The 25,423-nt window shown below is 73.0% G+C and carries 25 protein-coding genes; 14 read left to right on the top strand and 11 right to left on the bottom strand.

What is annotated here, in order from left to right; all coding sequences use genetic code 11:
* The first annotated feature begins 167 nt into the window (after positions 1-167).
* A complete protein-coding gene (locus ACZ7L7_RS15475; RefSeq protein WP_453607892.1) occupies positions 168-2,174 on the top strand; it encodes a PhoX family protein in 2,007 nt (668 codons plus the stop codon).
* Here the strand turns inward: ACZ7L7_RS15475 and ACZ7L7_RS15470 are convergent.
* On the bottom strand, positions 2,114-3,121 hold the full coding sequence (locus ACZ7L7_RS15470) for a LysR family transcriptional regulator (protein ID WP_285515591.1): 1,008 nt from the start codon (positions 3,119-3,121) through the stop codon (positions 2,114-2,116). The genes ACZ7L7_RS15475 and ACZ7L7_RS15470 overlap by 61 nt on opposite strands.
* Positions 3,122-3,296: 175 nt before the next feature.
* Here ACZ7L7_RS15470 and snpA point away from each other — a divergent pair, with 175 nt between their 5' ends.
* Positions 3,297-3,983: a snapalysin gene (snpA, locus tag ACZ7L7_RS15465; protein ID WP_472076090.1), complete on the top strand. Its 687-nt coding sequence runs from the start codon at positions 3,297-3,299 to the stop codon at positions 3,981-3,983.
* Between the two features lie 78 nt (positions 3,984-4,061).
* Here the strand turns inward: snpA and ACZ7L7_RS15460 are convergent, their stop codons facing one another.
* Both ACZ7L7_RS15460 and ACZ7L7_RS15455 read right to left on the bottom strand, forming a co-directional pair.
* Positions 4,062-5,033 (bottom strand): endonuclease/exonuclease/phosphatase family protein, encoded by a 972-nt coding sequence (locus ACZ7L7_RS15460; protein WP_471432148.1) that lies wholly within the window; start codon positions 5,031-5,033, stop codon positions 4,062-4,064.
* 36 nt (positions 5,034-5,069) lie between these two features.
* On the bottom strand, positions 5,070-5,918 hold the full coding sequence (locus tag ACZ7L7_RS15455) for a hypothetical protein (protein WP_285515594.1): 849 nt from the start codon (positions 5,916-5,918) through the stop codon (positions 5,070-5,072).
* Between the two features lie 154 nt (positions 5,919-6,072).
* Between ACZ7L7_RS15455 and ACZ7L7_RS15450 the strand changes: the two genes are divergently transcribed.
* Positions 6,073-6,552 (top strand): SH3 domain-containing protein, encoded by a 480-nt coding sequence (locus ACZ7L7_RS15450; protein ID WP_285515595.1) that lies wholly within the window; start codon positions 6,073-6,075, stop codon positions 6,550-6,552.
* A gap of 89 nt (positions 6,553-6,641) precedes the next feature.
* Here the strand turns inward: ACZ7L7_RS15450 and ACZ7L7_RS15445 are convergent, their stop codons facing one another.
* Entirely contained in the window at positions 6,642-7,088 is a 447-nt protein-coding gene (locus ACZ7L7_RS15445; protein ID WP_285515596.1) for a hypothetical protein, read from the bottom strand.
* Between the two features lie 105 nt (positions 7,089-7,193).
* Here ACZ7L7_RS15445 and ACZ7L7_RS15440 point away from each other — a divergent pair, with 105 nt between their 5' ends.
* The 6 genes from ACZ7L7_RS15440 (at position 7,194) to ACZ7L7_RS15415 (ending at position 13,147) form a co-directional block, all read left to right on the top strand.
* Entirely contained in the window at positions 7,194-8,402 is a 1,209-nt protein-coding gene (locus ACZ7L7_RS15440) for a PP2C family protein-serine/threonine phosphatase (protein WP_472076088.1), read from the top strand.
* An 81-nt stretch (positions 8,403-8,483) separates the two neighbouring features.
* Positions 8,484-9,542, top strand: coding sequence for a hypothetical protein (locus tag ACZ7L7_RS15435; protein ID WP_285515597.1), 1,059 nt, complete (start codon positions 8,484-8,486; stop codon positions 9,540-9,542).
* 42 nt (positions 9,543-9,584) lie between these two features.
* Positions 9,585-10,424, top strand: a complete 840-nt coding sequence (locus tag ACZ7L7_RS15430; RefSeq protein ID WP_285515598.1) for a helix-turn-helix domain-containing protein — start codon at positions 9,585-9,587, stop codon at positions 10,422-10,424.
* Positions 10,393-10,737, top strand: a complete 345-nt coding sequence (locus ACZ7L7_RS15425) for a DUF397 domain-containing protein (RefSeq protein ID WP_285515599.1) — start codon at positions 10,393-10,395, stop codon at positions 10,735-10,737. The genes ACZ7L7_RS15430 and ACZ7L7_RS15425 overlap by 32 nt, the downstream gene beginning before the upstream one ends.
* A 242-nt stretch (positions 10,738-10,979) precedes the next feature.
* A complete protein-coding gene (locus ACZ7L7_RS15420; RefSeq protein ID WP_093719813.1) occupies positions 10,980-12,323 on the top strand; it encodes a helix-turn-helix domain-containing protein in 1,344 nt (447 codons plus the stop codon).
* Positions 12,324-12,421: 98 nt separating this feature from the next.
* Positions 12,422-13,147 (top strand): GAF and ANTAR domain-containing protein, encoded by a 726-nt coding sequence (locus ACZ7L7_RS15415; RefSeq protein WP_285515601.1) that lies wholly within the window; start codon positions 12,422-12,424, stop codon positions 13,145-13,147.
* Between the two features lie 7 nt (positions 13,148-13,154).
* On the opposite strand, the gene ACZ7L7_RS15410 is transcribed toward ACZ7L7_RS15415, so the two are convergent.
* Positions 13,155-13,940: a hypothetical protein gene (locus tag ACZ7L7_RS15410; protein WP_285515602.1), complete on the bottom strand. Its 786-nt coding sequence runs from the start codon at positions 13,938-13,940 to the stop codon at positions 13,155-13,157.
* A 160-nt stretch (positions 13,941-14,100) separates the two neighbouring features.
* Here ACZ7L7_RS15410 and ACZ7L7_RS15405 point away from each other — a divergent pair, with 160 nt between their 5' ends.
* Positions 14,101-15,066 (top strand): nucleoside hydrolase, encoded by a 966-nt coding sequence (locus tag ACZ7L7_RS15405; protein WP_472076085.1) that lies wholly within the window; start codon positions 14,101-14,103, stop codon positions 15,064-15,066.
* 40 nt (positions 15,067-15,106) lie between these two features.
* Here ACZ7L7_RS15405 and ACZ7L7_RS15400 read toward each other — a convergent pair whose 3' ends face one another.
* A complete protein-coding gene (locus ACZ7L7_RS15400; RefSeq protein WP_471593241.1) occupies positions 15,107-16,039 on the bottom strand; it encodes an LPXTG cell wall anchor domain-containing protein in 933 nt (310 codons plus the stop codon).
* A gap of 309 nt (positions 16,040-16,348) precedes the next feature.
* Here ACZ7L7_RS15400 and ACZ7L7_RS15395 point away from each other — a divergent pair, with 309 nt between their 5' ends.
* The gene (locus tag ACZ7L7_RS15395; protein ID WP_472076083.1) at positions 16,349-18,016 is read left to right on the top strand and encodes a glycoside hydrolase family 13 protein; all 1,668 of its coding nucleotides are present in this window, start codon (positions 16,349-16,351) and stop codon (positions 18,014-18,016) included.
* A gap of 109 nt (positions 18,017-18,125) precedes the next feature.
* Positions 18,126-18,494, top strand: coding sequence for a DUF6479 family protein (locus tag ACZ7L7_RS15390; RefSeq protein WP_285515606.1), 369 nt, complete (start codon positions 18,126-18,128; stop codon positions 18,492-18,494).
* 16 nt (positions 18,495-18,510) lie between these two features.
* Here ACZ7L7_RS15390 and ACZ7L7_RS15385 read toward each other — a convergent pair whose 3' ends face one another.
* Positions 18,511-19,065, bottom strand: coding sequence for a DUF7144 family membrane protein (locus tag ACZ7L7_RS15385; RefSeq protein WP_285515607.1), 555 nt, complete (start codon positions 19,063-19,065; stop codon positions 18,511-18,513).
* Between the two features lie 188 nt (positions 19,066-19,253).
* Between ACZ7L7_RS15385 and ACZ7L7_RS15380 the strand changes: the two genes are divergently transcribed.
* Positions 19,254-19,697, top strand: a complete 444-nt coding sequence (locus ACZ7L7_RS15380) for an FxLYD domain-containing protein (protein ID WP_285515608.1) — start codon at positions 19,254-19,256, stop codon at positions 19,695-19,697.
* 18 nt (positions 19,698-19,715) lie between these two features.
* Here ACZ7L7_RS15380 and ACZ7L7_RS15375 read toward each other — a convergent pair whose 3' ends face one another.
* Complete coding sequence (locus ACZ7L7_RS15375; protein ID WP_472076081.1) at positions 19,716-20,327, bottom strand: CGNR zinc finger domain-containing protein; 612 nt, start codon at positions 20,325-20,327, stop codon at positions 19,716-19,718.
* Between the two features lie 82 nt (positions 20,328-20,409).
* Here ACZ7L7_RS15375 and ACZ7L7_RS15370 point away from each other — a divergent pair, with 82 nt between their 5' ends.
* A complete protein-coding gene (locus ACZ7L7_RS15370) occupies positions 20,410-21,168 on the top strand; it encodes an MBL fold metallo-hydrolase (RefSeq protein WP_285515610.1) in 759 nt (252 codons plus the stop codon).
* A gap of 12 nt (positions 21,169-21,180) precedes the next feature.
* Here the strand turns inward: ACZ7L7_RS15370 and ACZ7L7_RS15365 are convergent, their stop codons facing one another.
* The 3 genes from ACZ7L7_RS15365 to ACZ7L7_RS15355 all read right to left on the bottom strand — a co-directional run bounded on the left by ACZ7L7_RS15365 (position 21,181) and on the right by ACZ7L7_RS15355 (position 25,343).
* Positions 21,181-22,506: a lipase family protein gene (locus tag ACZ7L7_RS15365; RefSeq protein WP_285515611.1), complete on the bottom strand. Its 1,326-nt coding sequence runs from the start codon at positions 22,504-22,506 to the stop codon at positions 21,181-21,183.
* A 177-nt stretch (positions 22,507-22,683) separates the two neighbouring features.
* Complete coding sequence (locus ACZ7L7_RS15360) at positions 22,684-23,949, bottom strand: MFS transporter (protein WP_471430967.1); 1,266 nt, start codon at positions 23,947-23,949, stop codon at positions 22,684-22,686.
* Positions 23,946-25,343: an NAD(P)-binding domain-containing protein gene (locus ACZ7L7_RS15355; protein ID WP_285515613.1), complete on the bottom strand. Its 1,398-nt coding sequence runs from the start codon at positions 25,341-25,343 to the stop codon at positions 23,946-23,948. Before ACZ7L7_RS15355 ends, ACZ7L7_RS15360 begins: the two co-directional genes overlap by 4 nt.
* Positions 25,344-25,423: the final 80 nt, after the last annotated feature.

Below are 25,423 nucleotides of genomic sequence, written 5' to 3'. Positions count from 1 at the left end.
TACTCCAGTTCATTCGTAGTTCACCGCACGTCCCCGTTTTCGCACACGCGCCCCCCTACCGTCCGAGACGCCGCATCCCAGGGCATCCAAGGGGAGAAACAACCGTGCGCATTCCACTGCCGATCGTCCGAACCTCCGACGGTTCCCACCCCGGTGGCCGTTCCGCCATGACCTGCCGTTTCCGGTGTGGTGACGCCTGTTTCCACGAGGTGCCCAACACCACCGCCAACCCGTACGTCGGCGACGTCATCGCCGGCGCCCTCAGCCGCCGCGGTGTCATGCGTGCCGCCGCCGTCGTGACCGCGGCGACGGCCGCCGGTGTCGCCGCCCCGGCCGCCGCCGCCCCGCAGAAACACCCGCATCCGCACCCTCCCCACAAGCCCGGCCCCGAGCGCGGTGCCCGCGGGCTGCGGTTCACCCCCGTCGCGCCCAACACCCGTGACGCCGTCACCGTGCCCCAGGGGTACGGGCAGAATGTCGTGATCCGCTGGGGCGAGCCCATCCTGCGTGGTGCGCCCGCCTTCAATCCCGAGAAGCAGACCGCGAAGGCGCAGGCCCAGCAGTTCGGGTACAACTGCGACTTCCTCTCCCTGCTGCCGCTCCCCGGCGAGCACAACCGGCAGATTCTCGTCGCTAATCATGAGTACACCGACGAAATCCTCATGTTCCGCGGGTACGACCCGGACAATCCCACCCGGCAGCAGGTCGAGATCGCCTGGGCCGCGCACGGACTCTCCGCCGTTGTGGTGGAGGGGAGCAGGAGGGACGGGCGGCTGGTTCCCGTGTCCCGGCATCCGCTCAATCGGCGGGTCACCGCCACCACCCCGTTCCGGATCACCGGGCCCGCCGCCGGGTCCGAGCTGCTCAGGACCTCCGCCGATCCCACCGGCACCAAGGTGCTCGGCACCCTCAACAACTGCTCCGGCGGCACCACCCCGTGGGGCACGACCCTGCACGGCGAGGAGAACTTCAACCAGTACTTCGCCAACGGCGGCCGGGACAGCGACAAGCGGTACGGCATCGGCTCCGGGGCCACCGAGCGGAAGTGGGAGCTCTTCGACAAGCGGTTCGACATCGCTCAGGAGCCCAACGAGGTGCACCGGTTCGGGTACGTCGTCGAGCTCGACCCGTACGACCCGCACTCCACGCCCCGTAAGCACACCGCGCTCGGCCGGTTCAAGCACGAGGGGGCGACCGTGCGGCTGACCCCGGACGGGCGGCCCGTCGTCTACAGCGGGGACGACGAGCGGTTCGACTACTTCTACAAGTTCGTCGGCAGTAAGCGGATGCGGAAGGGGAGCGGGCGGGGCGTCCGTGAGCACAATCTGTCGCTGCTCGACGAAGGCACCCTCTACGTCGCCCGGCTCACCGGGGACTCCCCCGCCATCGAGGTCGACGGCAGCGGGCGGCTTCCCGCCGACGGGGAGTTCGACGGGGCCGGTGAGTGGATTCCGCTGGCCACCGCCACCGCCAAGGGCGCCGTCAGCCATGTGGAGGGGATGACCGCCGAGGAGGTGTTCGTCTTCACGCGGCTCGCCGGGGACAAGGTCGGCGCCACCAAGATGGACCGGCCCGAGGACATCGAGCCCAACCCGCACACCGGCAAGGTGTACGTGGCGCTCACCAACAACAGCAACCGCGGCAAGCCGGGCTACGCCCCCGCCGACGAGGCCAACCCGCGCAACGCCAACAAGCACGGGCAGATCCTGGAGCTCACCGAGCACCGCAACCGGGCGGACAGTACGAGGTTCGGGTGGAGTCTCTTCCTCGTCGCCGGTGATCCGGACGACCCCGCCACCTACTTCGCCGGGTTCCCCAAGGACCGGGTCAGCCCGATCTCCTGCCCGGACAACGTGGCCTTCGACCCGCACGGCAACCTGTGGATCTCCACCGACGGCTCCGCGCTCGGCTCGCACGACGGGCTCTTCGGGGTCGCCACGCGCGGGGAACGGCGCGGGGAGCTGAAGCAGTTCCTGACCGTGCCGCGCGGCGCCGAGACCTGCGGGCCGATCGTGCAGGAGCGGCGGGTGCTGGTCGCCGTACAGCATCCGGGGGAGGTCGACGGCGCGGACGTCGAGAATCCTGCTTCCAGCTGGCCCGACGGGCCGGGGCGTTATGTGCGGCCCGCCGTCGTCGCCGTGTGGCGGGAGGACGGGCGGGACATCGGGGTCTGAGGGGTCTGAGGGGTCTGAGGCATCAGGGTCTGAGGCTGCTCGCGGTCCAGCCAGGTCCGGTACGCCGGGGCCTGGCGGGCCGCCTCCCAGTACGCCTCCGCCAGCGCCGGGAACACTCCGTCCAGCTCCGTCTCCGTGCGGGCCGCCAGCAGCAGGCGTACGCCCAGGGGGTCGCCGCGCAACCGGCGTACCGCCAGGTCGGGGCGGGGCAGGGCGGTGGGCTGGCAGACCGTGACCACCTCGCCGGTCGCCACCAGGGCGCTCGCCGTGTGGTAGTCGCCGTGCAGGACGTCGGGGTCGACCCCGGCCGCGCGGAACATACGGCGCACCCCGTCCCACTCGCCGTCCACGCTCGGGTCGATCATCCAGCGGTCGCCGGCCAGGTCGTACAGCTCGACCTCGGTCTTCGCGGTCGCCGGATGGTCGGCGGGGAGCAGGACGAACTGCGGTTCGCGTTCCAGCAGGACGCGCAGGCGGAGTTCGGCGGGGACGCGCAGCGGGGTGCCCTCGACCTCGTGGACGAAGGCCACGTCGAGCTGGCCGGCGGCGACCATGCGCAGCAGGGTGTTGGCGGAGACGTCCATGTGCAGGGCGGGTTCCTGGCCGCTGCCGCGCAGGCGGCGCAGCCAGCCCGCCAGGGCCCGGCTCGCGGTGGAGCCGACCCGCAGCCGGGGGCCGCCCGCGGCGGCGGAGCGGGCCTCGGCGACCAGGGAGCGCATTTCGGCCACCAGCGGACGGGCCCGGCTGAGGACCAGGCGGCCCAGCGGAGTGGGACGGCAGCCGGTGCGCGCCCGCAGGAACAGCGCGCCGCCGAGCTCCTGCTCGATACGGCGCAGCTGGGTGCTCAGCGACGGCTGGGCGACACCGAGTTGCCGGGCGGCCCGGTGCAGGCTGCCGGTGTCGGCGATGGCGCACAGCGCGCGGAGGTGCCGGACCTCAAGCTCCATGTCCTTGAAGCTAAAACGGAACCGGTAGTTGCACCAGACGCACAAACCCCTTCCGAGGCGCGCGAATTGGGCGCCCGATAGGCCGGTGCTATCGCCGGTTGCCATCATCACAGCCGCCCCCGCGGGCCCCGAGACTCACCGGTGACGACTCACCCCCCCACCAATGGAGTCATCGATGAGTGGATCCCTGCCCATGTCCCGGTCCGCCCGCACGGCCGCGGCCGTCGCCGTCACCCTGGCGGCGCTCGGTCTGTCCACCGCGGCACCCGCCTCCGCCTCCCCCCACGGGACCGAGGCCGCCGGCTACTCCGGCGCCTCCGCAGAAGCCGCCGCCAACCGCGCGTTCTTCCAGGCCGTCCTGGAGTCCGTCGCGGAGAAGCGGGCGGCCAACCCCACCAGCACGGCCGCGGTCACCGTCGTCTACGACGCCTCCCGGGCCCCGTCGTTCAGCGCGCAGATAGCCCGCAGCACCCAGATATGGAACAGCTCGGTGTCCAACGTCCGGCTCCAGCCGGGCTCGAACGCCGACTTCCGGTACTACGAGGGCAACGACTCGCGCGGGTCGTACGCCTCGACCGACGGCCACGGCCGGGGCTACATCTTCCTCGACTACCGGCAGAACCAGCAGTACGACTCCACCCGCGTCACCGCCCACGAGACCGGCCATGTGCTCGGTCTGCCGGACCACTACTCGGGTCCGTGCAGCGAGCTGATGTCGGGCGGCGGCCCCGGCACGTCCTGCACCAACGCCTACCCGGACTCCCGGGAGCGGGCCCGCGTCAACCAGCTGTGGGCCAACGGACTCGCCGCCGCGATGGAGAAGGTCACGGCGGACAAGGTGCTGGAGAAGTCGGGCCGTTAGGCGCCACCCGAGAAGTCCCGGCTCCACCCCCCACCGGTACGGCCGCCCTCCTGCACAGGGCGGCCGTACTCATGTCCGTCAGTGTTCGTGCAGGGTGATGTCCGCCAGTACCGCCCGGTGGTCGCTCCCGGCCAGGTCCAGGAAGCGGGTCCGGCGGGCAGAGAAGTCCTCCGACAGCAGCACGTGGTCGATCTGCGCGCCCAGGGTCGGCGCGGTGCGGGCGGGCCAGGTCGGGGTGCGGGCGGCGCCGGTCAGCCGGGCCGCGTCGCGCAGGCCGGTGTCCAGGACGCGGCGGAAGGCCGCGTGGTCCTGGGAGGCGTTGAAGTCCCCGGCGAGGATCGTCGGCGTCGAGCCGTCGGCGGCGGCGAAGTCCCGCAGGGCGCCCAGCTCACGGCGCCACAGGTCGACCTGGCCGGGCAACGGCGGCATGGGGTGCGCCAGTTGCAGCCGTACGTCGGTGCCGCGCACGTCGGCGACCGCGCCGGGCATGCGCAGGGTGCCGGGGACGCCGTCGGTGGCGCGCAGCGGGAAGCGGCTGAGGATCACCGAGCCCTCCGAGCCGGCCGCCACCTCGGCCACCCGGTGCGGGTACCCGTCCGTCGGCAGCCGCTCGGCGCATTCCTGGTCGCACTCCGCGATGAACACCAGGTCCGGGTTCTCCCGGCGCACCACGGCGACCAGGGCGTCGGTGCCCTGCCCGAACTCGACGTTCGCGGTGAGCACCCGGAAGGAGGCCAGGGGCGGGGTGCGGGGCTCGTCGACCGTGCCGTACGGCTCGATGAACCAGGCCAGCACGCCGAGCACCACCACGCCCCACACCAGCCCGGTCCACCAGCGGGCGAGCAGTGTGCAGCCCAGTGCCAGGCCCGTGGGCACGAGCAGCCAGGGCCAGAAGGCCAGCAACTGGGGGATCGGGGTGATGCCGTCGCTGTCCGCGGCCCGGCAGCCCGCCACCACGCTCACCGCGGCCAGCAGCAGCCCCGCGCACCAGGACAGCAAGCGCCGTCCGCCCGCGCGCGTCCGCGCCGGTTCCTCGACCGCAGTGCTCAACTCCCAGCCCCTCCCCGCCGGAACAGGACCACTCCCTCAAGGACGGGGCGTCGGCGCCGATGGTTGCCGCCGCCTCGTCAGCAGCCACGTACCCAGGGCGACCGTCAGTCCCACCGCGACCAGCAGCCAGGACACCGTGCGCAGGGTCCCGGTGAGCGCGTCGTACACCGCGCCCGCCGCCGGACGGTGCACATCGTCCGGCAGGTCGGCCAGGGTCAGCCGGCGGCCGATCGCCACGGCCAGGGCGAGGAACGCGCCGCCCAGCGCGGTCCCCAGCGCGATCGCGGTCACCGCCCGCCGACGGCAGGCCGCCACCGCGATCCCGGCGAGGGCGAGGACCGCGGCCGTCACCGGCAGCCAGAAACCGGCGATCTCCAGCACCGTGAACCCCCTGCGCAGCCGCTCCAGTTCGCTTCCGGGCAGCACCGCGACCTCGGTGTGCCGCACCGGGATGTGCGCGGCGATGGGTACGTGGTCGGCGGCGAGGCGCGCCTTCACCTGCGCGGCCACCGGCGCCAGGTCGACGTGTACGTCGCCCCCGGTGCCGTCGCGCACGGCGCGCAGGACCGCGTCGTGGACGGCGCGGTTGGCGCTGTCCCAGGCGGTGCGGAAGGCGTCGGTGGCGAGGAAGGAGCGCACCGCGTCCCGTACGAAGGGCCGCAGCGGTGGTCCCGCGCGCGTCTCGGTGATGACCTGGTCGCCGACGGTGTCCGCGACCGCCTCCCGCACGGCCGGGTCGGAGGCCAGCGGCGCCATCGCGGTGACGTACCGGCCGGTGTCGGCCAGCCCGTACGACGCCCAGGCCGCGAGCGCCCCGAACGGCACCAGGAGGCAGGCCAGCGCGATCAGCGCGGCCGACAGGGCGTTCCGCAGACGGGTGGACACGGCTCCAGGCAAAGCCCTGCCCGCCCGTGCCGCCAGCGGGGCGCCGCCGGTTGGCCGAGGGGCCGCACCCCGGGGGTGACCTGGGCTGTCCGCGCTCCGGTGGAGGGTTCACCCGAACGGGTGTTTCCTGGTGCTGGGGAGAAGGAGGCCGATCATGCGCACCACTCCGGCCCTGCGGACCTTGGCCGTGGCCCTGCTCACCGGCGGCTCCCTGGTCGCCGCGACAGCGGGCGCGACGGCGGCGGCGCCGGCCCCGCCGACATACGCCGACGGAAGCGGTAGCGGCAGCGGCGGCGGTCACCACGGTCCGATCTGGGGCACCGTCATTTCCCACACGAAGCTCAACGTCCGGCAGGCGCCGACCACCCACTCGCCGGTCGTCACCTGGCTCTCCCCGGGCAGCCAGGACCGCGTGGAGTGCAAGGTGCGCGGCCAGAGCGTCAACGGCAACCCGTACTGGTACTGGCTCAAGGGCGCCCAGGGCTGGGCCGCCGCCGCCTTCGTCGACGTCGGCCGGGCCCATGTGCCGACCTGCTCGGACCCGTGTCCGCAGTGGAAGGACGGCCGCTGGACCAACTGGGAGGAGCCGTTGGGAACGTCGTCCGGCGAGTGGAGCCCGCTGGGCGGCTGGTGAGGGGTAGGTGAGGGAGCGCGTGGGCCCCGGCCGTTCGAGCCGGGGCCCACGCGTGTGTCCGTCGGCGGGTGTTCCCTCGCGGTGTCCCCTCAGCGCGGGAGCGGGTTCCCCTCGCCGTCCTCGTGCGTGTAGTAGCGGTAGAAGAACACCATGAACACGCCCGCCGTCACCGCCAGGCCCAGCCCCGCGGAGCTGAGCACGCTCGCACCGGTCTGGCTGTAGAGGAAGCCGATGGCGGCGCCGGCGAAGCCTGACTTCACCAGCGAGTGCAGCTCCCGCTTCAGCTTGGGCGCGAACTGGGCCACCGCGATGCACAGCACCATGAACGCGATCGCGGTGACGAACCCGAACAGGATGTTCCAGCCGGTGATCTCACCGCCGTCGCGCCGGTTGGCCGCGGCCCAGAGGCCGTAGATCAGACCGAGGACGACGGGGATGCCGTAGCGCGCCATCTTGTGGGTGCGCTCACTGAAGACGTCGGGTGTGATGGTCGTCCTGGCCATCGGGCGTCCGGGTGTGGGTGCCGCGTGAGCCATGAGAGCACTCCTTCCTCCTCGCCCCCGACATCCAGAGCACACCCGGGGCGTGCACCCTGGCAAGTCGGAGATGCGGGCCGCACACCCCCGTGTTTCGCTGGCGGCATGAGCGGGCGGCGCGCACTCAGACCGGTGAGCGGCCGGCCCGCCCGCCGCTTGGCGCTCGACGCCACCGAAAACCCGGTCCAGCGTCACCAGATGCTGCGGCTGGGCGGCCGGAGCGTGGCCTGGCTGCCGCCGCTGGTGCTGCTCGTCGGGATCACCTGGGTCGACTTCTACACCGGCAAGGACTTCCGGATCATCTCCTGGCTGGTCCTCGTGCCCGGTATCGCCGCCGCGATCTGCGGAGTGTGGGGCACGGCCGCGTTCGCGGTGCTGTCCACCACCACCTACGCCGTCGCCGACAGCTTCCTGCCCAACGAGTACCAGGCCGGGCCGGGCGACCTGATGCTCTCCGCGATCGGCGGTGTCCTCGCCACGCTGGCCTGCGCGGTGCGGGTCAGCGGCGAGCAGCGCATGCTGCACATGCGGGACGTCACCGAGACCATCCGCCGTACCGTGCTGCGCCCGCTGCCGCCGGTCTGGGGCGGCCTGGACCACGCCGCCGTGTACCTCACCGCCGACGTGGAGGCGGTCGGCGGCGACTTCTACGACGTCCAGCCCGGCCCGCACGGCACCCGGGTGCTGGTCGGTGACGTGCAGGGCAAGGGCATCGGCGCGGTGGAGGCCGCCGCCGCGCTGCTCGGCACCTTCCGCGAGGCCGCCTACCACGAGGAGGACCTCGCGGTGGTCGCCGAGCGCCTGGAGACCCGTATGGTCCGGCACTCGGGCCATATCGCCGCCCTCGGCCGGGCCGACTCCGACCGCTTCGCCACGGCGGTGCTGCTGAACTTCCCCGCGGGCGACAGCGGCACCGGCGTCGTGGAGTCGATCGTCTTCGGCCACGACCCGCCGCTCATCGTCGGCCCCTCGGGCGTACGGCAACTCCCCGTGACCGACGGCCTCCCGCTGGGCCTCGGCTGGCTCGGCGGCAGAACCGGCCCGCCCCCGGTGCTGCGCACCCCGCTCGCGCCCGGCGAGACGGTGCTGCTGACCACCGACGGCGTCACCGAGGCCCGCGACAGCACCGGCGCCTTCTACCCGCTGGTCGAGAAGCTGGGCCAGGCCGTGGCCGCCGACCCCCGCCTCACCGATCCGCACCGCCTGGTCGCCTACGTCCGCGACGGCACCCTGCGCTACTGCGGCGGCCTCCTCGCCGACGACACCACCGTGTTCGCGGTACGGCCCGCGGGGCCCGCCGGACGGCCGCCGTGATCCGGCCGGCGGGACCCACCTTTGCAGCCGCAGAGGTTACGGTGCTGCCGTACGTGATCGCCGGGGGATGGGGAGGGACCGATGCCCGGAACCGTGCTGCTGCTCGCCGCCGCTCCGGCGGGCAAGGGCTGCCTGGTGGACGCGGCCTCCGTGCTCCCCGTCCTCGCGGCCGTACCGCCCGCTGTCCTGGCCGGTACCGACACCGCCAACGTCGTCGAACTCGCCGACCCCCTCGAACCGCAGGCCGTCCTCACCCGCCTGCGCGCCGCCGCGACCGCCCCCGGACCGCTCACCGTCTTCGTCACCGGCCAGCTCCAACTCGACCGCAGACAGCGGCAGGTGCACCTCGCCCTGGCCCGCACCACCCCGTCCACCGTCCGCTACACCGCCCTGCCCTGGCACTGGGTCCGCGACGAACTGCGCCTGCGCGCACCGGGCACCACCTCCCTGATCCTCGACCTGCACGCGGACGCCGAGACCTGGGAACTGCTGCGGACGCGCCCGCTGGACTCCGGGCGGGAGGCGGCGGTCTACGGCCGTATCGCGCCGCCGCCGGGGAGACGGACCGTCGCTGTCCCCTCGTACATGAAGACCGTCGCCACGATCCTGCGCAGCGGGCGGCGCCCGGAGCCGGCGGAATTGCACCAGCAGGCGTTGGCGCGGCTGGGCGGGGAGGTGATGCGGGACATCGTCCTCGGCGCGTCGGGCGGTCCGGCGCCCGACCCGCACACCACCATCCGCGAGGCCGTCAACGCCGGCCGCCACGGCGACGCGGACGCGCTGGCCGCGCACCACGAACGGCTCGCGCTCGCCGCCCACGGTCCCGGTTCGGCGGAGGCCCTGCACTGGGCGGAAGTCCGGGCCGACCTCGCGATGTTCGCCGGGGACGCGGTGCGCAGTTGCCGTGCCTGGCTGGGGGTCGCCTCCGCCCGCCTCGGCGCCGGGCAGCCGCCGCAGCACCCCGAAGTGGAGTCGGCGGTGGACCGGGCGCACCACCAGTGGGGGCGGATCAGCGACCCTCGGGCGGCGCGTGAACTGGGCTCCGCCCTGGCCGAGTTGAGGGCACGGGTGCCAGGCCGTCGACAGGGGGCGCTGGATCATGTGCAGCAACGGCTGACTTCACTGGCGTCAATTTCGTGATTTGGGTCACGCGAGAGTAGTCGCGTCGTTACTCTCGGCTACATGGCGAACATTCGTGAACTGGACCCGAGTGCCTCTCCGTTGGACTACTTCGGGTACGAACTGCGAAGGAAGCGCGAGGAAGCGGGGCTGACCCAGCGGGAGCTGGGGGACGTCATCTTCTGTACCGGTTCGCTCGTCGGACAGATCGAGACGACCCTGAAGGTGCCGACACGGGAGTTCGCCGAGCGGGCGGACGCGGCGCTGATGACGGACGGGATGTTCACGCGGTTGGTGGGGCTGGTCTTACGGAGCCAACTCCCGAGCTGGTTCCAGCCGTACGCGGAAATGGAGGCGTCGGCCTCGTACATCTCCGCGTACCAGTGCCAGTTGGTGTACGGGCTGTTGCAGACGCGGGATTACGCGACTGCCCTGCTGACCTTCGACCATGCGGACAGGGGTGACGAGATGGTGGCCGCGCGCATGGATCGGCAGCGCATCCTGGAGCGCCAGGAACCGCCCGCGCTGTGGGTGGTGCTGGACGAGTCCGTGCTGTACCAGCTCGTCGGCGACCGCGAGGTCATGCGGGGCCAACTCGCCCACCTCTTGAGCTTCCGGGAGAACCCGTGGGTGCACATCCAGGTGCTGCCGTACATGGTTGGAGCGCACCCGGGGATGATGGGCTCATTCAATCTCCTGCGCTTCGACGACCACCCCGACCTCTTCTACTGTGAGAGCTACGACCAGGGGCACATGACCGCCAACCCACAAGTGATCAGGGAGCGTTCAGTCGGATACGCTCGCTTGCAGGCCGCCGCCCTCTCCATGGAGGACTCGGCCGACCTGATCGCCCGCGTCATGGAGGAACGCTATGGAGAGCAGCCTGGAACTGACCCGAGCTGAGTGGCGTAAGTCCTCGTACAGCGGCTCAAGCGGCGGAGACTGCGTCGAGTGCGCCGCCCTCGGGGCGGTCTCATGGCGCAAGTCCAGCTACAGCGGCACCAGCGGCGGCGATTGCGTGGAATGCGCCACCGTCGGCTCCGTCTCGTGGCGCAAGTCGAGCCACAGCGGAAGCAGCGGCGGCGAGTGCGTAGAAGTCGCCGACCTCACCCCCCACATCGCCATCCGCGACTCGAAGAATCCCGACCACGGAGTGGTCACCCTCTCCCCGGAGGCCTACTCCGCCTTCGTCAATGCCGTGGCTGTCGGTTCCTGAACCGACTCCGCGGCCTTCGCCGGTCCGGTGTTGGCGGCTAGCACCAGCGTGGCCACGGCCACGATCGCCGCGGCCACACCACGGACATAGCGCACGCTTGTGCTGGTTCGTTCGAGCACGGCGACCTCGCAAGCGGTGTATTGACAAAATGTATTAAGCGACCTCGGTAATCAGGCTTAACTCCGGGTTTAACCTAGGGGCTGTCGGAGTCGAACGGCAAGAGGTACTAGGGGAGTTGGGCCATGTCGGAGCGCGACGACCCATTGACCATCGGTCGCCGGGTGCAGCGGTGGCGTGCCGAGCGCGGGCTGACGCAGAAGCAGCTCGCGGAGCCCGCGTACACGCCCGCCTACATCTCCACCCTGGAGGCCGGCCGGGTCCGCCCCTCCGACGAAGCGCTGAAGCACATCGCCGAACGGCTCGGCGTGGCGTACGACGAGCTGGTGACCGGCCGTTCGGCCCGCGTGGCGACGGAACTGCGGCTGCAACTGACCGACGCGCAGCGGACGTTGGCGACGGGGGACACCGAGGCGGCCGTGACGGCGTTCTCGGCCGTGCTGGCGCAGGCCGAGGCGGCGGGGCTGGTCGAGGAGCGGGTGGCCGCGCTGATCGGGCTCGGCGAGTGCGGGATCGACACCGGGGACCTGGACGAGGCCCGGAGCCGTTTCGAGCTGGCGGAGGCCGCCCTGCGCGGGGCGCCGCTGACGGCGCGGGTCCCGGCGCTGAGGGGGCGGGCGCTCGCGCACTACCTGGCCGGGGAGCTGCGGTACGCCGTCTACCTGCTGGAATCGACGATCGACGAGCTGAACCGCAGCGGCCTGCACGACCCGGACGCGCTGCTGTTGCTGTACGCGAGCGCGATCGGCCCGTACATGGACCTGGGCGCCCACGCGCGCGCCGCCCAGGCCGCCGAACTCGCGCTCGCGCTTGCCCCGCAGGCCGGTGACCCGGCGCTGGTGGCCCGTATGCACAGATCCGTGGCCCGCACCCTGCTCGCCGAGGGCCGGATCGCGGAGGCCGACGCGTCGCTTGCGAAGGCGGCCGAGCTGTACCGGGGCCTTCAGATCCGTACCGAACTGGCCCACTGCCACTGGATGCGCGGATACGTGTGCGCGCAGAACGGTGACCTGGAGCGGGCCGAGGAGGAGCTGCGGGAGGCGCGGGCGATGCTGTCCGCCAAGCGTGCCGCGCTCTACACCAGCCAGGTCGCGGTGGAGCTGGCGGACGTACTGCACCGGCGCGGCAAGTCCGAGGAGGCGGCGGGCCTGCTGCGCGAGGTGCTCAGCGACCTCAGCCCCGAGCGCGGCGCCCTGCACTCCGCCGCCGCCCACCGGCTGCTCGGCATCATCGCCGAGGACGCCCGGGACACGGAGGCCGCCGAGGAGCACTACGTGCGTGCGCTGAGCCTGCTGGAGCGGGCGGGGGCCGCCGGTGACCTGGCCGACCTGTGCCGGTTGCTGGGGGATCTGTTCCGCCGTACCGGACGGGTGGAGGCGGCGCTGGACGCGTACCGGACGGGGCTCGGCCACCGTACGGCGCCCGGGACCACCACCCTGGGGCCCGCGCCCGCCCAGCCGCCCGTGTGAGCGGCCGGGACCGGTTTCGCCCCGGGGGCCTCGGGTAGTCGGGGGCCGGAACCCGGGATGGGCGGCGGGGCAGGCGCGCCGCTTCGGAGGTGGTGACCGTGCGGCAGGGCAACGGAGACGGCCGTGGGACCAACGGGACCGCCGTGCCCGGCGCGGCAGGGGGGCCGGGTGACGTCCCGCGCCGACTGTGCGCCGTCGCCGTGGAGTTGCTGCCGGTGACCAGCGCCAGCGTCTCCCTGCACGACGAGGACATGCCGGTGCGGCTGTGCGAGAGCGGGGCGCAGGCCGCGTATGTGACGGACATCCAGGCCACGCTCGGCGAGGGGCCCTGTCAGAGCGCGGCGCGCAGCGGGCGGGCGGTGTACGCGTGCGACCTGACCGAAGGCCTCGACGCGGAGCGGTGGCCGGTCTTCGCGGAGGAGGCGACCGAGGCGGGGGTGCGGGCGACGTACTCGCTGCCGCTGGGCGACGACGAGCTGTGTGTGGGCACGCTCGACCTGTATCGCGACACCCCCGGCGCGCTCACCGCCGCCGAGCAGCACACCGCGCGGGCGCTGGCCGGGGCGGTGACGACGGCGCTGATGGCGCTGGCCCGGAACACGGAGGACCTCGATCAGGAGTCCGGCCGTGCCGACTGGCTGGACACGCTGGTCGAGGGCCATGACTGCGTCTACCAGGCGGTCGGCATGGTCATGGCCCAGACGGACACCTCCGCGCACGAGTCCCTGGCGCTTCTGCGCGCCCGCGCCTTCGCCGACGGCCGTACGGTCACCGAGGCGGCCCGCGCGGTGGTCGCGCACGAACTGCGCTTCCGCGCGGAGTGACCGGGGCTCAGACCTGGGCCCGCCCCTGCTTGCGCACTTCCTCCAGCCGCCGCGCGCCGATGTCCGCGGTGGCCCAGGTCGCCTCCTCCGGAACTTCGCCGAGGCCGCCGTTGGTGAAGACGAGGGCGTCCTCACCGACGCGCACGGCGACGAGATCGAGGGTGAGCGTGGTCTCCCCGCCGTCCTCGGCCTCTTCGTCGCCGGGCGCGGTGAGGGTGATCCGCAGTCCCTGCCGGGCGTCCCCGGCCTCGGGCAGCTCGAACTCGCTCACCCAGGCGTGCTGCCGTGCCCCGGTCGCGGTGACGGCGGTGAACTCGGCGCACTTCGACGGCAGCGAGGCCAGCCACTCCAGCGTCCGGTCCACGTCCCGCGGCGTGTGCGCCAGGACTTGGTAGCGGATCTGCGCCCCGTCCCAGTCGTCGTCGAGCCCGGTCACGGCACGGGGGCGGACCTCGGGGCCGAAGAACTCCTCCGTGTACAGGGCGTCCATCAGGCGCCGGCAGTCCTGCTGCTCGACGGTGGTCTTCAGCATCCCGTCCCGCCAGGTCGCGGCCCCCTGAGTGGCCGACCAGGGCTCCCCGAGATCCTGCTCGGTGATCAGCGCCGCGTGCGCCTGCGCCTCGGTGAGCGCCGGGGCGGACACCGGCGAGGGCGGGGCGCTGCGGGCGGGCCTGGGCGCGGCCGACTCCTCGGCGCCGCCCTTCGCCCCGCCGCTGCCGCAGCCACTCACCGCCGCCAGCACCCCCAGGGCGACAACCGGACCGACCAGCACACGGGCCGAGGAGCGGGCCATCACGGACCTCCAGACGCTTCCCAAGATCAAAGGACGTGCCTTCAAGGCACCACCCCGCGCGTCTCGCGGCCAGCGCGCCGGTCCGTCCGGGTGAGGGGCCGAACGGTGAAACGCTGCGTAAGGTCGTCGTAGCGACACGTGGTGGAGAGGGGACCCTCGTATGACCGGTCAGCCCATTCCGGTGATCATCGACTGCGACACCGGGGTCGACGACGCACTCGCCCTGCTGTTCGCCGTACGGCATCCCGGGCTCGACGTGCGGGCGGTGACCTGTGTGGCCGGGAACACCGATGTCGACGGGGTCGTCCGGAACACGCTCACCGTGCTGGAGGTGGCCGGGGCCGGGGACATCCCGGTGGCGCGGGGCGCCGAGCGGCCGCTGATCGAACCGGCGCGGCCCGCCAGTCATGTGCACGGGGTGGACGGGATGGGGGACCTGGGGCTGCCGGCGCCCACCCGGCGTCCGGTGGACGTGGACGCGGTGACCCTGCTGCGCCGCGAGATCCTCGCCTCGCCGACTCCCGTCACTCTCATTCCCACGGCGCCGCTCACGAACATCGCGCTGCTGCTGCGGACCCACCCGGAGGTGGTGCGGAACATCTCGCGGATCGTGTTCATGGGCGGGGCGGTGGCCACGGGGAACGCCACCCCGGTCGCCGAGTTCAACGTCTGGCACGATCCCGAGGCCGCGGCGATTCTGCTCACCGCGGGGGTGCCGCTCACCATGTACGGGCTCGACGTGTTCCAGCGGGTGCTGGTCCCCGCCGGGGACGTGGAGCGGCTGCGGGCAAGTTCCGAGCCCCGGGTGCGGCTCGCCGGTGAACTGCTCGCCCACCGTCCCTCGGCGCCCGATCCCGACGGGGACGATCCGTCGGGCGGGCTGGGGGACGCCGGGGCCGTGTGCGCGGTGGTGGACCCCGGGGGGCTCACCACCGCGCTGCTGCCGGTCGAGGTCTCCCTCGCGCCCGGCCCCACGCGCGGCCAGACGATCGTCGACCGCCGCGCCCGTCCCGGGGAGGCGGAGATCCACCACGGGGAGCGGGAACAGGCGCTGGTCGACGTGGCCCTGGACGTGGACGTGGAGCGGTACGTGAAGCTGTGGCTGGGGGCCGTGGAGGGCGCTTAGGCCCTGCCCCGGGGGTGCCCGCGGCCCTCACGTACCTGCGTTACGAGCCTGACTGCCCCCGGCGCCTGCGGGTCGTCGTCAGGACGATTGCCGCGCCGCCCGCCAGGAGCACCGCCGCGCCGATCGTGACCGGGAGCGTCGTGCTGTCGGCGCCCGTCTCGGCGAGGTTGCCGCCGTCACCGCCGTTCGGGGTGGGGGCCGGGGGCGTGGTGGACTCCGAGGGGGTCGGCTCCTCGGGGGTCTCCTCGGCCGGGGGTTCGCTCGTCGGCGGCTCACTCGCCGGGGGCTCCGACGGCGGGGCGGACTCCTCTGGCGGGGTGGACGCGGGCGGCGTCGACGCGGGCGGGGACTCGATCGTGCAGTCCGACGTACCGCCGTTCCAGGCCGCGATCAGCTTGTCCTTGATGACCGGGCGGTCCGGGCCCTTGGGCGCGTCGCCGTGCTCGAAGCCGTCGTCGGCGTCGAAGTCGCCGTCGTACTTGATGGCGCCCCGGTAGAGGTCGATCTGCCCGTAGCAGCCCTTGTCCGGCACCGGGATGTCGAGGGAGTCGGTCTCGCCCGGCTTCACGGTGACCGTGTCGAAGCCGACCAGGACCTGCAGGCCGGAGGTGGCGAACGTCGGGCCGTGCGCCAGGTAGGAGGCGAGGGAGGCGGTGCAGGCCGTCGCGTCGCCCGCGGTACGGACCTTGATGTGCACCTTGCCGTTCTCGTCCGGCTTCAGGTTCTCGCCGTCGACCTTGACCGAGTCCTGGAAGGTGACCCCGTCCAGCGAGAACTGGCACCGGTCCGTGGCGGTCTCGGTGCCCGGACCGGTCCCCGGCTTGTAGTGGCCCCCGGTCTTCCAGCCGTCCCCGCCCGGAGTGCCGGTGGCGTGGGCGCCGGACGCGGCGGCGACCGTGGCGGCGCACAGGGCGAGCGACACGGCGCCCGTCCCCAGCAGGCGCCGCGCGATGACACGTCTCGCTATGGACATGCGAATCCCCATCTTGGCGTGAGCAGAACCCGGGCGACGGCAGGCGGGCAGCGCACAGCGACGGCGGGCCGTGCCGTACCGGGGTGGTGGTCGAAGAAACACTGGGCTCATTGGTCACATGGGCCCCAGCGCGAAACCCATGGTGGTGGGGGCCTGATCCCCTGTCAACCTGCGGCAACGGTTGTGGAGTTCAAGCCTCCGTCACAATTCCCCCACACAGGGAATCCCGTACTCCGGACCCGGTCCGGTTGAGGGCGCGGACGCGGTGGCAGGGATGGTGGAGAACCGCACCGCCGCAGAGGAGATCGCGTGACCGCTGCCCGCCCCGCCGTGCCCGACCTCTCCCTCAAGGACCCGAACTGGTGGCGGCAGGCCGTCGTCTACCAGGTGTACCCGCGCAGCTTCGCCGACGCCGACGGCGACGGGCTCGGGGACCTGCGCGGCGTCACCGAGCGCCTCCCCCATCTCGCCGCCCTCGGCGTGGACGCCCTCTGGCTGAGCCCCTTCTACCCCTCCGAACTCGCCGACGGCGGCTACGACGTCGCCGACTACCGCGCTGTCGACCCGCGCCTTGGCACCCTCGACGACTTCGACGCCATGGTCGCCGAGGCCCACCGCCTGGGCCTGAAGGTCATGGTCGACATCGTCCCCAACCACACCTCCCACCGGCACGCGTGGTTCCGGCGGGCCCTCGCCGACGGCCCCGGCTCGGCGGCCCGGGAGCGCTACGTCTTCCGCGACGGGCGCGGCGCGCACGGCGAACTCCCGCCCACCGACTGGCAGTCCGTGTTCGGCGGCAGCGCCTGGCGACGGGTGCCGGACGGGCAGTGGTACCTGCACCTGTTCGCCCCCGAGCAGCCCGACCTGAACTGGGCGAACGAGGACGTGCGCGCCGACTTCCGCACCACCCTGCGGTTCTGGTCCGACCGGGGCGTCGACGGCTTCCGGGTCGATGTCGCGCACGCCCTCGCCAAGGACCTCTCCGAACCGCTGCGCGACCTCGGCGCCCCCGGACTCACCGGCGAGGACGCCCTGTCCGCGATGGCCCCGGGCAGCCACCCCTTCTACGACCGCGACGAGGTCCACGAGATCTACCGCGACTGGCGCACCGTCCTCGACTCCTACTCCCCGCCCCGCATGGCCGTCGCCGAGGCCTGGGTCCCGGGCGACCGCCGGGTGCTGTACGCCCGCCCCGACGAACTCGGCCAGGCGTTCAACTTCGAGTACCTGCAAGCCTCTTGGGATGCCGGACAGCTCCGCCGGGTCATCGCCGACTCCCTCGCCGACGCCCACGCGGCCGGTGCCTCGGCCACCTGGGTGCTCTCCAACCACGACGTCGTCCGGCACGCCTCCCGGCTGATGCTGCCCCCGGGCACCGACGACAACGCCTGGCTGCTGTCCGGCGGCACCGCCCCCGCCGTGGACCGCGCGGCGGGCCTGCGCCGGGCCCGCGCCGCCACCCTGCTGATGCTGGCGCTGCCCGGCTCCGCCTACCTCTACCAGGGCGAGGAGCTGGGCCTCCCCGAGGTCGCCGACCTGCCCCCGGACGTACTCCAGGACCCCATCTGGGAGCAGACCGGCCACGTACGCAAGGGCCGCGACGGCTGCCGGGTGCCGCTGCCGTGGACGCGGAGCGGCCCCTCGTACGGCTTCGGCGCGGGTGGCACCTGGCTGCCGCAGCCGGAGTGGTTCGCGGAGCTGTCCGCGGAGGCGCAGGAGGGCGTCGAGGGGTCCACGCTGGAGCTGTACCGGGGCGCGCTCAAGCTGCGCCGCAAGCTGCTGGACGGGGAACACCTCGCCTGGGCCGACGAGGCCCCCGACGGTGTGCTCCAGTTCGCCCGCTCCGACGGCTGGCGGTGCGTCGCCAACCTGTCGGACACCCCCGTACCCCTTCCGGCCGGGGAGGTCGTCCTCGCCAGCGCGCCGCTGGAGCCGGACGGACGGCTGGGCCCGGACACGACGGTGTGGCTCACGTAGGGGAGCAGGGGAGCAGGGGGGCGCTCAGTGGCGTCGCAGTGCACGAGCGTCATGCACGGGCCCCGTGCGCAGGAAGCGCCTAATCGTCCGATTGAGTGATAATTGGGATATGAGTACGACGACGGTTGTTCTGGCGGCCACGTCAAGCGAAGTACTCAACGTGGTCGCGGCCTTTGTGGGCGGCCTGTTCATCGCCGGCGCACTGGTGCTGGCGGTGTACTTCGGCATGCGGGTCATGGACCGTGAGCTGCCGCATCCCTCTCCCGAGGACCATCCGAAGATGCCCGAGGGCGGGCCGGTCCACGAGATGCGGGAGATGCGGGAGCCCGACGAGCTGCCGCGCGTGGAGGGCGGGGAACGGCTGATGCCGTACCAGCTCCGGCACGCGGGCAGCAGGACCGGAAAGGATCAGCGGCGCAAACGCTGGCTGCCCGGATCGAGCGGGTCCTTCGGGAGTGGTGGCCTGGGACACGTGTGAGACCGGTCGGGGCCGACTATTTCTGGGCCCTCGTCTTCTTCTCCCGGCTCTTCTCACGGTCGGGAGCGGTGGCGAGGGCCCAGATCACGAAGAAGTCCAGCGCGACCATGAGGACCGACCAGACGGGCTGGTACGGCAGGAACAGGAAGTTGGCCACCAGGCTCAGGGAGGCCAGGAAGATACCGGTGATCCGGGCCCACCAGGCGCCCTGCAGGATGCCCCAGCCGACGACCATCGCGACGGCGCCGAGGCAGAGCAGGATGACGCCCCAGCCGGTGAGACTGATCTTGTAGACGTAGTCGTTGATCCGCTCGTACACGTCGTCCGTGGCGATGGCGGAGATGCCCTGGAGCACGGCGACCACGCCGTTGACCATCATCAGCACACCGGCGAAGACGAGCCCCCCGGTCTGCCAGGGAGTGGCCCCGGGCACGGGCCCGGCCCACCCGGTGGTACCCGGCGCGGGCCCTGCGGGCCGATGGGCCTCGTCCCACACGGGGGGCTGCCCTCCCCGCGCCCCCTCACCGGTCTGCTGCGACTGCTGGGGGTGTGACTGCGGCTGCTGTGTCATGGGGCGTCGTCCCGTCTCCTCCGGGGCGGCCGGCGCGGTGCGCGCCGCCCGCCGGTGGGTCGTCGGCTCCACGTTCCGACGGGGCACGCCCGCCCACCACGGGAGTGGGCCGTACGGGTGAGGCGCCGAGGTGCGAGAGCCCTGTCCGGGCCCTTCAATCGAAGTAACCCGCCGCTCCTGGAGGCCCCATGTCCCGCCACCGGACCCTCTGCCTGCTGTCCGCCGCCGCGCTGGCGGCCTCTGCGGCCCTGACCTCCTGCTCCGACGACGACACCCCCTCCAGCGTGGTGAGCCGGGCCCAGTCGGCGGCGGAGTCGCTCGCCTCGGAGGCGGACCGCCGGTTCCAGGACGTCAAGAACGGCGTGAACGCCAAGGACGAGGTGACCCTGGGCACGCCGTCCACGTCCGGCGGCAAGGCCGAGGTGAAGCTCACCGCGGAGAACACCGCCGACTCGACGAAGTCCTTCCTCGTCCAGATCGACTTCACCGACCAGAACGACAACCGCCTCGACACGACCGTCGTCACCGTCCCGGACGTCGCGGCGGGCGCCACGAAGGACGCCACGGCCCGCAGCCACCGCGACCTGTCGGGGGACGTGAAGGCGACGGTGGCCAGGGCGGTCCGGTACTGAGGCCGGTCCTCCCGGGGCTCAGTCCTCCCGGGCGCCCGTCCGCCGCGCGTACGCCCGGGCCGCCCGCACCCGGTCCCCGCAGCGCGTCGAGCACCACTGACGGCGGCCGTGCCGGAGGAAGCAGCGGATGCAGGGCGGGGAGGCGCACGGGGTGAGGCGGGGGGCGTCGGGGCCGGTCAGCAGGTCGGCGGCGTTGGTGGCCAGGGCCGCCAGGGCGTGGTCGAGGATCTGGTTCGTGGGGTGGGCCGTCCGGCGGTGCAGGCCTTGTACCGCGTCCCAGTGCAGGAGTGCGGCGGCCGGGGCGCGGGTGAGGGCGTCGTTCACCGCGGCCAGGGCACCGGACGGGGCCGGGGTGCCGTTTATCTGGGCCGCCAGCAGGGCGCGGACCTGTTCGCGCAGGGACCTGAGCTGTGCCGCGCAGGTCTCCCGGATGCCCGCGTCGGCGGGGGCCAGCCCGTGCTCCACCAGCCACTGTTCGGCGCCCTCGGGGGCGCCCAGCAGGTCCACGTAGTGCCCGCCGGGTACGGCGTACACGCTGTTGGCGAAGTCCAGCGCCGGGTACTGCTCCGCGCCGGGCACGGGCGGCGGCGGGGTGCTGTCGGAGGCCACGGTTCCGTTCATGCTTCTCATGGTAGGCGTTGCGGCTATCCGTGAGAAAGGGGTAGTGTCTCTCACGGATAAACCACCTTCTATCCGTGAGGAGTCCAGGTCCATGTCCAGCAACCTGCCCATCCGCGTTCTCGGCGGGCCCACCGCCTTCTTCGACTACGGCGGTCTGAACTTCCTCACCGACCCCACCTTCGACACCCCCCGCGAGTACGTGCGGCCGGGCCGCCCGACCCAGCGCAAGCTGGCCCCGCCGAACGCCCAGCCGGCGGAACTGGGCCGGATCGACGTGGTCCTGCTCTCCCACGACGAGCACGCCGACAACCTCGACGACTCCGGCCGGGCCCTGCTCGCCGACGTCCCGCTCACCCTGACCACCCCGGGCGGCGGTACCCGGCTCGGCGGCACCGCCAAGGGCCTGGCGGACTGGGAGAGCGTGGAGCTGGAGCGGCCCGGCGGCGGCACGGTCACCGTCACGGCCGTACCGGCGATCCACGGGCCCGGCCCGCGCGAGGCCGTGGAAGGCGTCCTCGGCGAGGTGGCCGGCTTCGTCCTGACCGGCGAGGGCCTGCCCTCGGTCTACGTCAGCGGCGACAACGCCTCGCTGGACGCGGTCAAGGAGATCGCGGACCGCTTCGGTCCGGTCGACACCGCGATCCTGTTCGCCGGAGCCCCCCGCTCCCCGGCCTTCTTCGGCGGCGCCGCGCTGGTCCTCGACAGCGCCGGGGCCGCCGAGGCCGCCCGCCTTCTCGACGTCCGCCGGGTCGTGCCGGTGCACTGCGACAGCTGGGCCCACTTCACCGAGACCCGTGAGGACGTGGTGGCGGCGTTCCAGGCGGCCGGGCTCGCCGACCGCCTGGACTGAGGCCCGCTTGCGTCAGGGCTGGAGCGGCATGCTCCAGCAGTTGGAGGACACGCCGCGGCCCTTGAGCCGGTCGGTGATCCAGTCGACCGCCTCGCCCTGGTCGGTCAGCAGCGGCGTCATGTGGTTGAGCAGCGAGCTGCCCAGCGGCGGGATCAGCTCGGCCTCGTAGGTCACGTTCGCGCCCTTGGCGCACCAGTCCTTGGCCAGCTGCCGGGCCTGGCCGTGCGGGACCAGGTTGTCGCTGATGCCCGTGACCACCCGCACGGGGGCCTGCGGCTTCAGCTTCCCGATGCGCTGGCGGTCGATGAACGCCGTCAGATTCGGGTAGGCCGCGATGATCTCGCTGATCGAGCGGCCGTCGTTCGTCCAGTCCTCGCTGTCCGCGCCCGCGTACTTGAAGATCGCGTCGCCCACGCACATCGTCGACAGGTCGGTCATCGCCGCCCGGCCCTTGCTGGTCAGGTGTGCGTCGGCGATCGGCTTCAGACTCGGGTCGGACTGCACGAACCCGTTGAGCGACCAGCCCAGCGCCCCGGCCAGCTCCTTGCCGTCGATGGCCCGCGTCACCTCGGAGAGATCGGCGGGCGGGGCACCGGCGTACGCGCCGACGAGGTTCACGTCCGGGGCGTACGACGGCTGCAGCTCCGCCGCCGCGGCGCTCGCCCCGCCGCCCTGGCTGTACCCGAACAGGCCGACCGGCGACGCGGCCGTCACCGAGGCCCCGGACACCTGGCGGGCGGCGCGGGCCGCGTTCAGCACGGCGTGCGCCTCGTCGAGGCGGTTGACGTAGGTGTGCAGCCGGTCGGTGGCGCCGAGGCCCACGTAGTCGGTGACGACGACCGCCGTGCCCTTGGCGAGCAGCCGGTAGATCGTCAGGTCCTCGTAACCGACGGACACGGTCTCGCCGTTGAACTGGATCGGGTGCTCAAGGCCCATGGAGGCCGAGCACTGGTCGCCCTGCCCCATGGTGCCGGGCGCCACCACGACCAGCGGACGCGGACCGCCGCCCTTCCAGGCGGCGGAGGGCTCGATGTACGCACCGGTCACGGCGACCGGCTTGCCGTTCGAGTCCGTGGACTTGTACATCAGCCGGGTCGCCCGGCCCGGCAGCGGGCCGTCCAGGCTCGGCAGGCTCAGGGCCAGTTTCAGCGGTTCGGTGCGCACGAGGGCGCCGTCCGCGGCGGGCAGCGTGGTGGGCGGGTTGTAGAAGGCCGGGATCGTGACACCCCGGGACACGACCTCGTCGGTGGCGGTGGCGGCGGTTCCGCACAGGGCCTGGGCGCCCAGGCAGGCGGCGGTGAGAACGCTCGCGGCCAGGAGCCGTCTGCGTACGGGCATGGCGAACCTCCTGTGAAGCGGCTGGCAGGAGTGCGGGAACGGTTCGCCAGGACCGTACTGGCGGTAACCGACTGATCGATACCAGTCGGTAGGTTACGGTTCAGTAATTTAAAGTCCCACCAGCTTCACTGACGTCTCATCAGTCACAGGGGTCGTATACACGCCGGGTTTTGGGCGTCATTTCGGAGATCCACCGCCGGGCGTTGGGCGTGATGACGGAGACCGACGCGTTCCCGGGGCCGTCCACGGGGAGACGAGCGCGGCGGCCACGGAGACCGTCGCCAGAAGGAGGAACAGCGGCCCGTAGCCGCCGAGGGGGACCGCCAGGGCGGCGCCGGCGAACGGCGCGAGTGCCGCCGCCGCGGTGGACGGCGCGGCGAGGATCCCGGAGAGACGGCCGTAGTGGGCGGTGCCCCAGCGGTCGGTGACGGCGGTGGCCTGCAGCAGGGTGAGGTTGCCGCGGACCATGCCGGCCACCACCGACACGGCGACCAGCAGGGCGTACGGCCCGGGGACGGCGGCGAAGGCGGCGGTGGTCAGGGCGCCGAGCGCGATCAGGGCCGTGGTGCGGGCCGTCGGGGTGGTGCGGCGGGCGAGCGCCGCGTACAGGGTGCGGCCGAGGGTCTGTCCCGCGCCGCCGATGCCGAGCACCCAGGCGGCCTGGGCCGTCGAGTAGCCGCGTTCGAGCAGCAGCGGGACGACCGCGACGACCACGGCGTACATCGCGAACCCCGACAGGGTGAACGCCACGGCCAGGAGCCGGAACGGGCGGCTCCTGACGACGGTCGCGGCGCCGTCGGCCGTGTCCCGTGCGGGGATCGGGGCGGGCGGCCAGGGCGCGCGCAGCGCCAGTGCGTGCGCGGGGACGGTCAGGACCGCGAGCAGCGCGGCGAGGGCCAGGTAGGTGTGGCGCCAGGACAGGTGCGCGGCGAGCAGGGCGGTCAGGGGCGCGAAGACGGTGGAGGCGAGTCCGCCGGCGAGGGTGACGACGGTGAGCGCGCGCACGTGGTCGGGGGCCCACCAGCGGGTGAGGGCGGCGAAGGCGGGCTGGTAGAAGGTGGTGGCCATCGCGAGTCCGGTCAGCGCCCAACCGGCGAAGAAGACAGGCAGGTTGGGGGCGGCGGACACGAGCAGCAGACCGGCGGTGCCGATGGCGGAACCGGTGGTCATGACGGCGCGGGGGCCGCGCCGGTCCAGGATCCGGCCCACGCGGATTCCGGCGAGGGCGGAGACGACGAGGGCGAGGGAGAAGGCCGCGGTGGTCGCCCCGGCCGACCAGCCGGTCGCGTGGGTGATCTCCGGGTTCAGGACCGGGAACGCGTAGTAGACGATGCCCCAGCTGGTGATCTGGGTGAGACAGAGGGCGGGCAGGGCGGCGCGGGGCCGCGACCGGTACCCCGTTCCGGTCGCGGCCCCGCGGGCGGGGGTGCCGAGTCCGGTCACGAGCCGCAGCAGCCGCCCGCCGGGGACTCGTCGGCCGCCGCGCCGAGCGTGGCGGGGGCGCCGAACTGCACGAGTTGGGGCGCGGGCGCGCAGCAGCCGCTGTCGCCCTCGGCTGCCCCGGGCGCGTCGAAGAGTCCGGCGCCGCCGCACACCCCGGTCTCGGGGAGGGTGAGTTCGACGGCGTCGGCCGCTTCGAGGTCGCCCGCGATGGCGGCGACGACGGAACGGACCTGCTCGTAACCGGTCATCGCCAGGAACGTCGGGGCGCGGCCATAGGACTTCATGCCGACCAGGTAGACGCCGGGTTCGGGGTGGGCCAGCTCGCGGTGGCCGTGCGGGTAGACGGTGCCGCAGGAGTGCTGGTTGGGGTCGATCAGCGGGGCGAGGGCGACGGGGGCCTGGAGGCGTTCGTCGAGGCCGAGGCGGATCTCGGAGAGGAAGGACAGGTCGGGCCGGAAGCCGGTCAGCACGATCACCTCGTCGACCGGGTCGAGGCGGCGGCCGTCCTCGCCGACCAGGACCAGCCGCTCGCCGTCGCGTTCGATCGCCTCGGTGCGGAAGCCCGTGACGGCGTCGGCGTAACCCTCGTCGACGGCGGCCTTGGCGGCCAGGCCCAGGGCGCCGCGGGCCGGGAGCTGGTCGGCCTCCCCGCCGCCGAAGGTGGATCCGGAGATGCCGCGGCGCAGGATCCACACGGCCTTCGTGCCGGTGCCGTCGTCGGCCTTGGCGAGGTCGGCGAGGTAGGCGAGGGCGGTGAAGGCGGACGCGCCGGAGCCGATGACGGCGGTGCGCCTGCCCGCGTAACGGGCGCGGACGGCGGGGTCCTTGAGGTCGGGGACGCGGTAGGAGACACGGTCGGCGGACGCGCGCTCGCCCAGGGCCGGGAGTCCGCTGGCGCCGGCCGGGGCGGGGGTGGTCCAGGTGCCGGAGGCGTCGACGACCGCGCGGGCGAAGACGCGCTCCTCGCGACCGTCGGCGTGGGTGACGTGCACGACGAAGGGCTGCTGCTCGCGGTCGGCGTCGACGATCCGGTCCCGGCCCGCCCGGGAGACCCCGGTGACCCGGGCGCCGGTGCGCACGCGCTCGCCGAGGGCGTCGGCGAGCGGCCGCAGGTACCGCTCGGCCCAGTCGCCGCCGGAGGGGTACGTCGCCGGGTCCGGCCTGGTCCAGCCGGTGGGGGCGAGGAGCTTCTCGGCGGCCGGGTCGACGACCTCGCCCCAGGTGGAGAACAGCCGCACGTGGGACCACTCCCGCACCGCCGCGCCGGCGGCCGGGCCGGCCTCCAGGACCAGGGGTTCGATACCGCGCCCGACCAGGTGGGCGGCGGCGGCCAGACCGGTGGGTCCGGCGCCGATCACGATAACGGGCAGCTGGGTGGTGGCGGGCGCGTTCACGGCGACTCCTCGCGTATTTCGACATCTGTCGATGGCTTGCGCGGCCCAGCATGACACCTGTATCGATAGACGTCAACATA

It is taken from the genome of Streptomyces sp. NPDC110618, from assembly GCF_055657065.1.
The sequence above is the reverse complement of the archived record's forward strand: the minus strand, read 5'-3'. Positions and strand labels throughout refer to the sequence as shown.

Bases quoted from the DNA above. Each gene is read 5' to 3' on its own strand.
- ACZ7L7_RS15400 (WP_471593241.1), bottom strand. From the start codon at position 16,039: ATGTCCATAGCGAGACGTGTCATCGCGCGGCGCCTGCTGGGGACGGGC.
- ACZ7L7_RS15390 (WP_285515606.1), top strand. From the start codon at position 18,126: ATGAGTACGACGACGGTTGTTCTGGCGGCCACGTCAAGCGAAGTACTC.
- ACZ7L7_RS15410 (WP_285515602.1), bottom strand. From the start codon at position 13,940: ATGGCCCGCTCCTCGGCCCGTGTGCTGGTCGGTCCGGTTGTCGCCCTG.
- ACZ7L7_RS15440 (WP_472076088.1), top strand. From the start codon at position 7,194: ATGAGCGGGCGGCGCGCACTCAGACCGGTGAGCGGCCGGCCCGCCCGC.
- ACZ7L7_RS15445 (WP_285515596.1), bottom strand. From the start codon at position 7,088: ATGGCTCACGCGGCACCCACACCCGGACGCCCGATGGCCAGGACGACC.
- ACZ7L7_RS15405 (WP_472076085.1), top strand. From the start codon at position 14,101: ATGACCGGTCAGCCCATTCCGGTGATCATCGACTGCGACACCGGGGTC.
- ACZ7L7_RS15365 (WP_285515611.1), bottom strand. From the start codon at position 22,506: ATGCCCGTACGCAGACGGCTCCTGGCCGCGAGCGTTCTCACCGCCGCC.
- ACZ7L7_RS15435 (WP_285515597.1), top strand. From the start codon at position 8,484: ATGCCCGGAACCGTGCTGCTGCTCGCCGCCGCTCCGGCGGGCAAGGGC.
- ACZ7L7_RS15425 (WP_285515599.1), top strand. From the start codon at position 10,393: ATGGAGAGCAGCCTGGAACTGACCCGAGCTGAGTGGCGTAAGTCCTCG.
- ACZ7L7_RS15385 (WP_285515607.1), bottom strand. From the start codon at position 19,065: ATGACACAGCAGCCGCAGTCACACCCCCAGCAGTCGCAGCAGACCGGT.
- ACZ7L7_RS15475 (WP_453607892.1), top strand. From the start codon at position 168: ATGACCTGCCGTTTCCGGTGTGGTGACGCCTGTTTCCACGAGGTGCCC.
- ACZ7L7_RS15375 (WP_472076081.1), bottom strand. From the start codon at position 20,327: ATGAGAAGCATGAACGGAACCGTGGCCTCCGACAGCACCCCGCCGCCG.
- ACZ7L7_RS15450 (WP_285515595.1), top strand. From the start codon at position 6,073: ATGCGCACCACTCCGGCCCTGCGGACCTTGGCCGTGGCCCTGCTCACC.
- ACZ7L7_RS15470 (WP_285515591.1), bottom strand. From the start codon at position 3,121: ATGGAGCTTGAGGTCCGGCACCTCCGCGCGCTGTGCGCCATCGCCGAC.
- ACZ7L7_RS15380 (WP_285515608.1), top strand. From the start codon at position 19,254: ATGTCCCGCCACCGGACCCTCTGCCTGCTGTCCGCCGCCGCGCTGGCG.
- ACZ7L7_RS15370 (WP_285515610.1), top strand. From the start codon at position 20,410: ATGTCCAGCAACCTGCCCATCCGCGTTCTCGGCGGGCCCACCGCCTTC.
- ACZ7L7_RS15430 (WP_285515598.1), top strand. From the start codon at position 9,585: ATGGCGAACATTCGTGAACTGGACCCGAGTGCCTCTCCGTTGGACTAC.
- snpA (WP_472076090.1), top strand. From the start codon at position 3,297: ATGAGTGGATCCCTGCCCATGTCCCGGTCCGCCCGCACGGCCGCGGCC.
- ACZ7L7_RS15420 (WP_093719813.1), top strand. From the start codon at position 10,980: ATGTCGGAGCGCGACGACCCATTGACCATCGGTCGCCGGGTGCAGCGG.